We start from the raw sequence: 12402 nt of genomic DNA, 5'->3' as shown, positions 1-12402 counted from the left end.
CAGGATGCCGAACACCAGCATGGACACGACCACGGCCATGACAGGCCCGCACAAGGTGGCGTCGACATAGTCGTTGGTGATGACCGGGCCATGCCTTCCGGCGTCTTGGCCGGGGCCAGCACCTTGCCTTCCGCCAACGCGGCGGAGAATTTCTTGGCATGGGCCAGGAAGCCCACCGCCGGGTTGGCGTCGAACAGCTTCTGCCAGCCGGCGGTCAGGGTGCAGATGGCCAGCCAGGTGGTCGGCAGGATGGTGACCCAGGCGAACTTCTCCCGTTTCATCTTGAACAGGATGACGGTGCCCAGCATCAGGGCGATGGCCGCCAGCATCTGGTTGGAGATGCCGAACAGCGGCCACAGCGTGTTGATGCCACCCAGCGGATCGACCACGCCCTGGTACAGGAAATAGCCCCAACCGGTGACGGCCAGCCCGGTGGCCAGCAGGTTGGCGCCCCAGCTCTGGGTCCGGCGCAGGGCCGGCACGGCCGTGCCCAGCAGGTCCTGGATCATGAAGCGGGCGACGCGGGTGCCGGCGTCGACCGTGGTCAGGATGAACAGGGCCTCGAACAGGATGGCGAAGTGGTACCAGAAGGCGGTCATGGACTGGCCGCCGACGAAGTTGGACAGGATGGTGGACATGCCCACGGCCAGCGTGGGCGCGCCACCGGCGCGGCTGAGGATGGTCGACTCGCCGACGTTCTTGGCCACCTGGGCCAGTTCCTCCGGCGTGATGACAAAGCCCCAGTTGCTGACAACCTGCGCCGCCTGGTCCACCGTGGTGCCGATGACGCCGGCGGGGGTGTTCATGGCGAAGTAGACGCCGGGGTGCAGCACGCAGGCGGAGATCAGCGCCATGATGGCGACGAAACTTTCGGCCAGCATGGCGCCATAGCCGATCAGGCGGGCCTGGGACTCGTTCTCCAGCATCTTGGGCGTTGTGCCCGAGGAGATGAGGGCGTGGAAACCCGAAACCGAGCCGCAGGCGATGGTGATGAACAGGAAGGGGAACAACTGGCCGGAGAAAACCGGGCCGCTGCCGTCGACGAAGCGGCTGACCGCCGGCATGTGCAGGTCGGGCATGACGATCAAGATGCCCACGGCCAGGGCGATGATGGTACCGATCTTCAGGAAGGTCGACAGATAGTCACGTGGCGCCAGCAGCAGCCACACCGGCAGGACCGAGGCGATGAAGCCGTAGCCGATCAACAGCAAGGCCAGCGTCTCGCCCTTGAAGGTGAAGGCCGCGGCCCAGGCCGGATCTTCCGCCACCCACTGGCCGGAGACGATGCCCAGCAGCAGCAGCACCAGGCCGATGGCCGACATCTCGCCCACGCGGCCGGGACGGATGAAGCGGCCGTAGACGCCCATCAGCACGGCGATGGGCATGGTGGCGAAGACGGTGAAGGTGCCCCAGGGGCTGCCGGCCAGGGCCTTGACCACGATCAGGGCCAGCACCGCCAGCAGGATGATCATGATCAGCAGCACGCCGAACAGGGCGATGACACCCGGCACCGTGCCCATTTCCGACTTGATCATGTCGCCCAGCGACCGGCCGTCGCGGCGGGTGGAGGCGAACAGGATGATGAAGTCCTGCACGGCGCCGGCGAACACCACACCCACCAGGATCCACAGCGTGCCGGGCAGATAACCCATCTGGGCCGCCAACACGGGGCCGACCAACGGGCCGGCGCCGGCGATGGCGGCGAAGTGGTGGCCGAACAGCACCCACTTGTCGGTCGGCACATAGTCCAGGCCGTCGTTATGGCGGGCGGCCGGTGTCGCCCGGCCGCCGTCCAGCTTCAGGGCGGTGTTGGCGATATACAGGCTGTAGAAGCGATAGGCCGTGACATAGGTGCACAGCGCCGCCACCACCAGCCAGAGCGCGTTGACCGTCTCGCCGCGTGACAGCGCGACGTAGCCCAGCGATGCGGCGCCAACAAGCGCCACAATCAGCCAGACGAACCGTCCGGCGGTTCCGTTCATTCCGTTTCCTCCCGAATGCAAAAATCCCGCACCCCAACCCTGGCCGCGGGGGGTACCTCGAATTCTTTGGTTGCCGCCGGCTCACCGTCCGGTGTCGATCGGCGCGGGCGGCGGGGTGTCGTTGTTACCGGGCAAGGGCTGACATCATTGATATTACAGGATCGTTTGCCACTTGGACAGGCCCCGGCGGAGGTCCCTGGGCGCACCGTATGCGGGAGTTCGGTGTGCGGTGCGGTAAAGGAATTATTCATAGTTCTGCGCGATAACAAGGGTGCAACTTGGTTGCGTTTTCCTCCCTTCTGGAAACTTCGACCCCGGCGCCTTCTGGCTGCCGGGGTTTTTATTACCTGGGCCGCGGTGGATGCCGCAGTCGCAAACGGCGACGGCCCCGCCCGCGATTGCGCGGACGGGGCCGTTGGCATGGGTCCCAGACCGGAGTGTTGGCCCGGAAAGTTGGCCCGGAAGATTGGGGGTGTCAGCGGCCCTGGATGGTGATGGTCAGGGTGTCGGTGTAGGCACCGGCGATGGCCTGGGCGTTGGCGGGAACGGTGACGGCGACGGTCGCGGTCTTGTTGAAGGCGGCGGCGGAGCGGACGACGTTGACGCTGCTGCCGGCGGACTGGCCGTCGTAGATGGGGGTGTAGCTGATGGGCTGGGCGCCGGTGGCGGAGGACTTGAGGTTGCCGCCGTTGGCGGAGGAGACGCTGATCTGGTAGCCGGCGCCGTCGTTGCAGTTCTCGACCACGCTGCCGACGGTGACGGCGCTGGAGCCGGAGAGGATGTTGAGCTGGGCGCCGGCGTCGGTCACGGAAACGGTGCAGGTCTGGGCGACGGTGCTGTTCAACTGGATGGAGCCCGAGGCGCCAGCGGCGGCGAAGGCGGGGGCGGCGGCCAGGGTGGCGGCGGCGACGGCGGCGATGGCGGCGAAGCGGATCATGGCGGGGTTCCTATCGGTTCGGCTGGGCTTGTTGCCCGATTGCTTTGATGGAAAGGGTAGAAGCAATCGGGATGCCAAGATCGGCCGGGCGCCGGGTAGAATCGGTTAATATATTGATAATACTTGGATAGGTGTCGGTGGGGTGCCTGTGATGCCAAGGGCGGCCCTGGCGCCTGTTGCGTTGCGCACCATGCGAAAGGTTAGGAAGATCAGCGGAATCAATGCATTAGGATTGGCGTTCCGCCAGGGTCGCGGCGGACGCGAAAAAGGGCGCCCCGGCCTGGGACGCCCTTTTCCGAACCGATGGCGGTGTGTGTCGCGGGCTTACTTGCCGGCGATGGTGATGGTCAGGGTGTCGGCGTAGCTGCCGGCGATGGCCTGGGCGCTGGCCGGAACGGTGACGCTGACGTTGGCGGTCTTGTTGAACTGGGCGCCGGAGCGGGTGACGGTGAAGCTCTGGCCCGAACCGTTGGTGCCGTCGTAGGACGTGGTGTAGGCGACCGGCTGGGCGCCGTTGGCCGAGGACTTCAAGCTGCCGCCGTTGGCCGACGCGACGGTGATGGTGTAGCCGGCGCCATCGTTGCAGGTCTCCACCACGGTGCCGACCTGCACGTTGCTGGAGCCGGACAGGATGTTCAGCTGGGCGCTGGCATCGGTGACGGCCACGGAGCAGTTCAGGGAGACGGTGCCGCTCAGCTTCACGGTGCCCGAGGTGTCGGCCAGCGCCGGGGCGGCGAGCAGGGTGGAGGCCAGGGTGGAAGCGGCGACGATGGCGGCGATGCGGCGGAACATGGCTTAGGGTCCTATCGGTTCGGGTGGGCTTTTGCCCGTTTCGTTCATGTCCCGTTATAAGCAGGCTGCGTGCCAACATTGGGTTGGACGTAAAAATACATTAAATTTCAATATATTGATGGTGTGGCTCCTTAGCAGGTTCTAACCTGTACCGCCGGATTACACCTTTTTTCATAGTGTTTGCACTGCACACCGCAACGCACCCTTGGGATAGGTTCATTGACAACAGCATTGCATATTGCAAAGTCGTGAAGATGGCCTTGACCGGCCAAGACTTCCCGCCTGCAATGCGCATCAACGGTCCGGCCCCAAGCCGGGTGAAACGGAATGATGATCGGGGGAAGACCCATGGCGAGCGGTGGGAAGGGCGGTTTCCAATGGAATGACGCCCTGTTGCTGGATGATCAGCTGGAGACGGACGAGCGCCAGGTGCGCGACAGCGCCCGCGCCTTCTGCCAGGACCGTCTGGCGTCCCGGGTGCGCGACGCTTTTCGCCATGAGGTGTTCGACCCCGCCATCATGGCGGAGATGGGGGGCCTGGGCCTGCTGGGTATGACCATCGACGGCTATGGCTGCGCCGGGGTGAACCATGTCTGCTATGGCCTGGTGGCGCGCGAGGTGGAGCGGGTGGACAGCGGCTACCGCTCCGCCATGAGCGTCCAGTCCTCGCTGGTCATGCATCCCATCCACGCCTACGGCACGGAGGAGCAGCGCCAACGTTTCCTGCCCGGCCTGGCGGCCGGCACGCTGATTGGTTGCTTCGGCCTGACGGAGCCGGACGCGGGCTCCGACCCTGCCGCCATGAAGACTCGGGCGCGCCGGGTGGCCGACGGCTACGTCCTGACCGGAACCAAGATGTGGATCACCAACGCGCCGGTGGCTGACGTCTTCGTCGTCTGGGCCAAGGATGACGAGGGGCAAATCCGCGGCTTCGTCCTGGAAAAGGGCATGAAGGGCCTGTCGGCACCCAAGATCGAGGGCAAGTTCTCGTTGCGCGCCTCCGTCACCGGCGAGATCGTGATGGACGGGGTGCTGGTGCCGGAAACCGCGCTGCTGCCCGGCGTGGTGGGGCTGAAGGGCCCGTTCGGTTGCCTGAACAAGGCGCGCTACGGCATCTCCTGGGGGGCCATGGGGGCGGCGGAGGCCTGCTGGTTCGCTGCGCGCGATTACACGCTCAACCGCGACGCTTTCGGCCGGCCGCTGGCCGCGACCCAGCTGATCCAGAAAAAGCTGGCTGACATGCAGACGGAAATCACGCTCGGCTTGCAGGGTGCCCTGCGGCTGGGCCGGCTGATGGACCAGGGCCGGGCGGCACCGGAGATGATCAGCCTGATGAAGCGCAACAACTGTGGCAAGGCGTTGGACATCGCCCGCATGGCGCGGGACATGCACGGCGGCAACGGCGTGTCGGACGACTATCCCGTCATCCGCCACGTTCTGAACCTGGAGGCGGTGAACACCTACGAAGGGACCCATGACGTCCACGCCCTGGTGCTGGGCCGGGCGCAGACGGGCTTGCAGGCCTTCGGCTGACCAAAAGATCAGCGGGCGAACAAATCGCCCGCTGATTGATCCATCTCAAGGACGGTGCGGCTGGCGACGCTTATGCCTGGACCATCGCCGGTCCTTGAGCCGGCACCGACGCAGGGAAGGGCACTCTCCATGGACGCCATCACCGCCGCCACCTCCCGCCCCCGGTTGTGGATGCGGCGGGCCCATAACTCCACGGCGGCCGCGTCGGCGGGCGAAGTGGCGGGCCTGGCCCTGATCGCCCAGGCGATGGGCCTAGCCGCCCGGCGGCAGGGGCACGCCCTTCTGTCTAACCCTTTCGATAGTGACGGCGCAGAAGACGTGTCCGACGGTGAACGGACCGCCGCGGCGTGGCGCGACGGCTGGCTGAGCGGTTGTTGAACTGGGAAGATCGCCAGGGATATCAAGTGTCGTTTTTTTACCGAAATGATAGGGGCGTGTCCCCTTGGTCGGCCCTATTTTCTCCCCTGGCGTCAAGGGCCAATAATTCGGGGGAAGATGGCGGGTGACAAGGTGCGGACGTACCCCTAAGCTATATCCCTTAGCATTTGATTTGGATTATGCTGACCGCAACAGCCCATGGGTTCAGGCCCCGGGGCGGCCGGTCCGGCGAACGGCCCGGGTTTCGAGAGCCGCCCCCCGGAGGGGAGCGTCCGTGAACGGGTGCCCCTGGGGTTGTTAAGGAGTAGGGAAGCTATGGTGTTATCTAGGCGCGGGGGCGAGCCGCCCAAACCGGGTGAATGGATGGAAGAGGTGAAGCTGCCGAAACGGCGCTTGCTGGTCCACGCCATCCACCAGCGGGCGGGTCATCCGCCCCATGTCGAATTCCTGGTCGACGGCCGCTCCAGCGACCGCCTCAGCTTGGCGCTTGAGGTCGTGCTGGACAGCGATCGGTTCCGCCGCATGGGCGTGTCGCAGAACGCCGCCTGATCCAGCGCGGGACAATTGGACCGACCGACGACAGCCGGGCCGGCGACGGCCCGGCTGTTTTCATCTCCAGTTCAGGAATTGTGGGCCGCGATCCATGCGGCGGCGGCCATGACGGCCGCCTCGGCACCATTGTAAAGCCCATGCGGTCCCGGCGTTCCCCAACTGGCGAAGGCCGGGTCGACCAGCATCAGGTTGGCGCCCAGGCCGAAGTCTTCCACCATCCACCCGGCCGGGTCGCGCCATACGCCGCCGCCCTGGTCTCCGTCCTGGGGCATCGCCGGATCCCAGCTCAGCGGGAAGGAGGCCCGGGTCCGCTCCAGCAAGGTGGCCGGGGCGCCGCCGGGGCCCGCGTCGGCATAGGCGAAGACTGGCCGGCCCAGCGCCGTGGCGTAGCCCATCTCATAGGCGGTGCCGTCGTCGGCGGAAGGCCCGCGGAACGGGCTGGCGTTGGCCAGCACCAGGTCCGTGTCGCGGATCAGGTTCAGGTTGGCGGCGCGGATGCGGGCGGCGTGGACGGCCGGCGCCTCGCCCGGGGCCGGTTTCACCGCCCCGTCCAGCGGGAACACGCCGGCGATGCCGTACCGGGCGCACAAGGCCCGCAACGCCTCGGCCGCCGCGCCGGGATCGGGCGTGAACACCTCCGGCCCCGCCAGATAGGCCCGCCAGACTTTCTTTTCCATGCTCATTTCCCCAGCGTCCTCATTTCCCAAGCGTCTGGCCCGCCAGTGCCGTGGGCGACAGGTCGACGCGGAACAGCTCCAGCCCCGGCTCGCCCGGGCCCACGTCGCTGAGGTTGGGATATTGGGTCAGCAGCGGGGCCGCCTTGGCGTTGGTGTCGTACAGCACCGTCACCGGCGCCGTGACGGGCGCGAATCCCCAGCTGTGGTTGGTCTTGGGCACCAGCGTGCCAACGCCGCGCAGATAGTCGGCCAGGATATCCTGCAGCGTCTCCGTTCCGGCATAGACGATGTTCTTGCCATCCAGGCCGGGGAAGTTGCCGCCGCCGTTGGCGCGGTAATTGTTGGTGACGACGATGAATTCATCCCCATCCTTCACCGGCTGGCCGTCGTACCGCAGGTCGACGATGCGATGGCTGTCGGCGGCGGCCAGCTTGCCGTCGGTGCCGAAGCGGGCGGGCTGGGTCAGGTCGACGCGCCAGGTGACGCCGTCGATGACGTCGAAGTCGAAGCTGGGGACGCTACGGTCCACCAGCATCTGGGGCTCCTTCTTCGCCGGGTCGATGCGGTTGAAGACGCGGGCGGCCATCTCCAACCAGTCGCGGACCTGGGCGCCCGTCACCTTCACCGCTGTGACCAGGTTGGGATAGAGGTAGAGATCCGCCACGTTGCGCAGGCTGATCTGACCGGCCGCCACGTCGGTGAAATAGTCGGGGCCGGGCTTGCCGCCCGCCTTGAACGGGGCCGCCGCCGACAGGATGGGCAACGCGGCGTAGGGGCCGCCGGCCAGGGCCTTGGCCACATAATCGCGCTGGGCGGCCGATACGATGTCCAGCGCCGGCTGGTCGGCGACGAAGGAGAAATAGGTCTCGATGCGGCCGGTGCTCTTGCCCACCGGCTGGCGCACATAGTCCAGCGTCGCCTGGTGCGCGTCCTTGGCGATGGCTGCCACCTCGGCGTCCGGTTCCACCAGGGGGGTGGCCTTGCCGTTCACCCGGGTCAGAACGGGCCGCGTCTCGGCATGGCCACCGGCCACGGTCCAGCCGCCCTTGCCATTCGGGGTGAGGATCAGGTCGATCACGCCCAGATGGTCGCCGTAGAACCCAGCCATCACCACCGGCTTGCCGTGGATCAGGCCCTTGGCGATGTCGGTGTCGGGCAGGTTGGCATAGTCGGTGCCGGGGAAGACGCGATGGGCATGGCCGGTGACCACGGCGTCCACCTCCGGAATGGCGGCCACGTCCACGCCCGCGTTCTCCGCCATCTTCTGGTAGGGCGCGGCCGACAGGCCGCTGTGTATCACCGCCACCACCACATCGGCGCCCTTGGCCTTCAGCTCACGGGCGGTCCTGGCCGCCACCTCCACGATGTCGGCGGTGGTGACCTTGCCCTCCAGCTTGTCCTTGTCCCATAGGACGATCTGGGGCGTCAGCACGCCGACCACGCCCACCTTCACCGTATGCCTGGCGCCGGCGCCATCGGTGAACTCCCGCGTCAGGATGACGCCGGCGGGGAACAGCGGCTGGCCATCCTCCACCCGGTTCACGTTGCCGGCCAGCACGGGGTACTTCGCCTCCTTCTCCGCCGCGACGGCGTAATCCAGGCCGAAGTTGAACTCATGGTTGCCCATGACCGCGGCGTCATAGCCCAGGGCGTTCAGGGCGGCGATGATGGGCTGGAACTTGCCCGGGCCCAGGCCCTGCACCCGGGCGACATAGTCGCCCATGGGCGTGCCCTGGATCAGGTCGCCCGCATCCACCAGCAGGGTGTTGGGCTTCTCCGCCCGCGCCTTGCGGATCAGCCCGGCCACCCGCACCAGGCCGATGCCGGGGGCGGGCTTGTCGGCGTAATAGTCGTAATCCATCACGTTCATGTGCAGGTCTGTCGTGGACAGGATCTGCACGTCGATCTGGTCGGGCTTCAGCTCCTGCGCGCCGGCGCTTCCCCAGCCGCCTAACAGGGTGGCGGTGACCAGCGTGGCGGCCAGGCGGCGGAGAGCGGGCATGGGTCGTCCTTTCAGCGTCTGGGAAGGCTGTACAGGCGGGATGTTACAGCCGCGCCGTCGGATCCCGGTCATAGTGCACCCCTTCGGGTGCGGGCCTTGATGTAGGTCGCTTACCGGTCTTTGACATAGGCCTGGCCCGCCGCCTTGGGCGGGACCGACTTGCCGACGAAGCCGGCCAGCAGCAGCACGGTCAGGATGTAGGGCAGGACCTCGATGATCTGCACCGGCACCGGGCCGATGCCGGGCAGGGCCACGCCCTGCAACCGCGCCTGCAGGGCGTCGGTCATGGCGAACAGCAGACAGCCGGCCAGGGTGGGATAGGGCCGCCACTTGCCCAGGATCAGCGCCGCCAGGGCCAGGTAGCCCTTGCCGGCGGTCATGTTCTCCTGGAAGCCGGCGCCCTGGGCCGTGGACAAATAGGCGCCCGCCACGCCGCACAGCGCGCCGGTGATCAGCACGGCGCGATAGCGCAGCCAGGTGACGGAGATGCCGGCCGTGTCCACGGCGGCCGGGTTCTCCCCCACCGCGCGCAGGCGCAGGCCGAAGCGGGTGCGGTAGGCCACCCACGATGTCGCCGGCACGGCCAGGGCCGCCAGATAGACCAGGATGTTCTGCCCGCCGATGACCTCGCCATAGAAGCGGCCCAGCAGGGGCACGCCGTGCACGGCGTCGGCCAGGGGGAAGTGCAGGCCCAGGAAGCGCTGCGCCCCGTCCAGCGAGGGCGTGCGGCCGCCCAGGTCGAACCAGGCGTTGGACAGCACGGCGGTCAGGCCGGCGGCGATGGTGTTGATGGCGACGCCGGCCACCACCTGGTTGCCCCGGTGGGTGATGCAGGCGAAGCCGTGGACCAGGGCCAGCACCAGCGACGCGGCGATGGCGGCGGCCAGGCCCAGCCAGGGCGATCCGGTGACGGCGGCCGTGGCGGCGGCGGCGAAGGCGCCGGTCAGCATCTTGCCTTCCAGGCCGATGTCGACCACGCCGGCGCGTTCCGAATAAAAGCCGGCCAATGCCGCCAGCACCAGCGGCGTGGCCAGGCGCACCGTGCTGGCCAGCAGCGACACGATCCACAGGGCGGTATCGTCCATGATCTCTATCCCCCCGGGTCGTCTTTATGCGCGCTGGCCGGCGCCGGACGGCGCCCTGGGCTTCAACAGGCGCACCAGCGCCGGACGGAACATGTGCTCCAGCGCGCCGGAGAACAGGATGACCACGCCCTGGATGACCACCACCAGGCGGGGACTGATCTCGTTGTACTCGAACGACAGCTCGGCCCCGCCCTGGTACAGGGCGCCGAACAGCAGCGCGGACAGGATGATGCCCAGCGGGTGGTTCCGGCCCATCAGGGCCACGGCGATGCCGGTGAAGCCCATGCCGGCCTGGAAGTTCAGGGTGATGCGGTGCTGCACGCCCTGCAACTCGTTGATGCCCACCAGTCCGGCCAGCGCGCCTGAGATGGCCATGGCGACGACGATGGTGGTGCGGGCGTTGATGCCGGCATAGCGGGCGGCGGCGTCGTTGGCGCCCACCGTGCGCATCTGGAAGCCCCAGCGGGTGTGCCAGATGAAGAACCAGACGACGGCGGCGCACAACAGCGCCACGATCAGCGACAGGTTCAGCGGCAGGGTGGAGGTGCGATAGCCCAGCGCGGCCGCGATCTCCTTCACCCCCGGCAGGAAGGTGCTTTCGGCGAATTCGCGGCTTTCCGGCGCCATCTGGCCGTGTTCGATCAGCGGCCCACCCAGCAGGTAGACCATCAGGGCGCTGGCCAGGAAATTGAACATGATGGTGGTGATGACGATGTGGCTGCCGCGATAGGCTTGCAGGTAGCCGGGGACCAGGCCCCACACCGCGCCGAACAGGGCGCCCGCCAGCACCGCCACCGGCAGCACCGCGTACCAGGGCCAGCCGGTCAGGGCCAGGCACACCAGGCCGCTGCCCAGGCCGCCGACATAGGCCTGGCCCTCACCACCGATGTTGAACAGGCCGGTGTGGTTGGCGATGGCCACCGCCAGGCCGGTGAAGATCAGGCTGGTGGCGTAGTAGAGGGTGTAGCTGAAGCCCGTGCCGCTGCCGACCGCCCCCTTGACCATGAAGGCCAGCGCCGTGACCGGGTCCTGCCCGATGGCCAGGATGACCAGGGAGGAGACGACCAGGGCGGCGCCCAGGTTGATGGCCGGCAGCAGGGCCAGCGTGGCCCAGCGCGGCAGGCCGTCGGTGTTGGTTGACGCGCTCATGCCGCCCCTCCGGCCGCGTCGGTGCGCGGGCCCCGTTCCAGGTTACTGGTTTCCATGTCGTCGGTGATGCCGGCCATCAGGCGGCCGATCAGGCCCTCGTTCGCGTCCTCTGCCGCCACCTCGCCGGTGATGGCGCCGTCGCACATCACCAGGATGCGGTCGGACAGGGCCATGATCTCCTCCAGTTCGGCGGAGACCAGCAGGATGGCCTTGCCGGCGTCGCGCATGGCCAGCAGGCGGCGGTGGATGAACTCGATGGCGCCGATGTCCACGCCGCGGGTGGGCTGACCCACCAGCAGCACGTTGGGGTCTCGCTCCATCTCCCGGCCCAGGACCAGTTTCTGCTGGTTGCCGCCGGAGAAGAGGGAGGTGCGCAGGGTGGGCTGGCGCGGACGGACGTCCCAGTCCTCCATCAGCTTGGTAGTGGCGGCCGCCACCCGCTTCCAGTTCAGGCGCGGGCCATCGGCCATGGCCGGATCGTTCTGGTACCCCAACAGCGCGTTCTGAAAGGCGGGGAAGGGCTTCACCACCGCACGGCGCAGACGGTCCTCCGGCACGTGGGCGATGCCCTGGCGCCGGGCCTGGGCCGGGTCCATGGGCGATTCCGGCGTCACGTCGCGGCCGTTCACGTGGAAGCGGCCGCGCTGGAAGGGCGTCATGCCCGACAGCGCCTCCAGCAGTTCCGACTGGCCGTTGCCGGCCACGCCGGCCACACCCACGATCTCACCCGCCCGCACGCGGAAGGTGGCGTGTTTCAGCCGCTCCACCCCGTGCGCGTCGAACACGCTCAAATCCTCGACCGTCAGCAGCGGCGCGCCCGCCCCCGGGCCGGCGCGGCGCACGGCGGGGTTGGCGCGCCGGCCCACCATGGCCTCGGCCAGCGCCGCCTCGTTGGTGTCCCGGGTGTCGAAGTTCGCGACCACCGCCCCCTGGCGCAGCACCGACACGGCGTCGGTGATGGCCATGATCTCCTTCAGCTTGTGGGTGATCATCAGGATGGTGCGGCCCTGTTGGCGCAGCGCGTCCAGGATGCGGAACAGGTCCTTCACCTCAGGCGGCGACAGCACGGCCGTGGGTTCGTCCAGGATCAGCACCTGGGCGCCGCGGTACAGCGCCTTCAGGATCTCCACCCGCTGCTGCACGCCCACGTTCAGGTCGGCGACCTTGGCGTCCAGGGGCACGTCCAGGCGGTAGGCCTTCTCCAGCCGCTCCACCTCCGCCCTGGCCTTTTTGATGCCGTCCTTCAGCAGGGCGCCGCCCTCGGCGCCCAGCATCAGATTTTCCAGCACGGGAATTCCTCCACCAGCATGAAATG

Annotated in this window: 11 protein-coding genes; 3 read left to right on the top strand and 8 right to left on the bottom strand. The window is 67.7% G+C overall.

The window, feature by feature from the left end; all coding sequences use genetic code 11:
• The 3 genes from I55_RS15595 to I55_RS15585 form a co-directional block, all read right to left on the bottom strand.
• Positions 1-1982, bottom strand: a 1982-nt coding sequence (locus tag I55_RS15595; RefSeq protein ID WP_286364302.1) for a carbon starvation CstA family protein, incomplete at its 3' end; no start/stop codon positions are given.
• Between the two features lie 475 nt (positions 1983-2457).
• Positions 2458-2919 carry a spore coat protein U domain-containing protein gene (locus I55_RS15590; RefSeq protein ID WP_044558555.1) on the bottom strand — a complete coding sequence of 154 codons (462 nt, stop codon included), beginning with the start codon at positions 2917-2919 and terminating at the stop codon, positions 2458-2460.
• A gap of 324 nt (positions 2920-3243) precedes the next feature.
• Positions 3244-3711, bottom strand: a complete 468-nt coding sequence (locus I55_RS15585) for a hypothetical protein (RefSeq protein ID WP_044561505.1) — start codon at positions 3709-3711, stop codon at positions 3244-3246.
• A 348-nt stretch (positions 3712-4059) separates the two neighbouring features.
• Between I55_RS15585 and I55_RS15580 the strand changes: the two genes are divergently transcribed.
• The 3 genes from I55_RS15580 to I55_RS37110 all read left to right on the top strand — a co-directional run bounded on the left by I55_RS15580 (position 4060) and on the right by I55_RS37110 (position 6171).
• Positions 4060-5244: an acyl-CoA dehydrogenase gene (locus tag I55_RS15580; RefSeq protein WP_044561504.1), complete on the top strand. Its 1185-nt coding sequence runs from the start codon at positions 4060-4062 to the stop codon at positions 5242-5244.
• 129 nt (positions 5245-5373) lie between these two features.
• Entirely contained in the window at positions 5374-5622 is a 249-nt protein-coding gene (locus I55_RS15575) for a hypothetical protein (RefSeq protein WP_044561503.1), read from the top strand.
• A gap of 372 nt (positions 5623-5994) precedes the next feature.
• Entirely contained in the window at positions 5995-6171 is a 177-nt protein-coding gene (locus tag I55_RS37110; protein ID WP_159107210.1) for a hypothetical protein, read from the top strand.
• Positions 6172-6242: 71 nt separating this feature from the next.
• Here I55_RS37110 and I55_RS15565 read toward each other — a convergent pair whose 3' ends face one another.
• From I55_RS15565 to I55_RS15545, 5 genes are all read right to left on the bottom strand, one after another.
• Positions 6243-6851, bottom strand: coding sequence for a nucleoside 2-deoxyribosyltransferase (locus I55_RS15565; protein ID WP_064742505.1), 609 nt, complete (start codon positions 6849-6851; stop codon positions 6243-6245).
• A gap of 19 nt (positions 6852-6870) precedes the next feature.
• Positions 6871-8853 (bottom strand): bifunctional 2',3'-cyclic-nucleotide 2'-phosphodiesterase/3'-nucleotidase, encoded by a 1983-nt coding sequence (locus tag I55_RS15560; RefSeq protein WP_049974173.1) that lies wholly within the window; start codon positions 8851-8853, stop codon positions 6871-6873.
• 110 nt (positions 8854-8963) lie between these two features.
• On the bottom strand, positions 8964-9938 hold the full coding sequence (locus I55_RS15555; protein WP_044561501.1) for an ABC transporter permease: 975 nt from the start codon (positions 9936-9938) through the stop codon (positions 8964-8966).
• Positions 9939-9962: 24 nt separating this feature from the next.
• Positions 9963-11087, bottom strand: a complete 1125-nt coding sequence (locus tag I55_RS15550) for an ABC transporter permease (protein ID WP_044561500.1) — start codon at positions 11085-11087, stop codon at positions 9963-9965.
• A partial coding sequence (locus I55_RS15545; protein WP_252181167.1) for an ABC transporter ATP-binding protein occupies positions 11084-12402 on the bottom strand: 1319 nt, incomplete at its 5' end. The genes I55_RS15545 and I55_RS15550, both read right to left, overlap by 4 nt.

Source organism: Azospirillum sp. B4, assembly GCF_000333275.1.
Taxonomy (GTDB): Bacteria; Pseudomonadota; Alphaproteobacteria; order Azospirillales; family Azospirillaceae; genus Nitrospirillum.
Note: the sequence above shows the minus strand (reverse complement) of the source record. Positions and strands in the feature narration are given on the sequence as shown.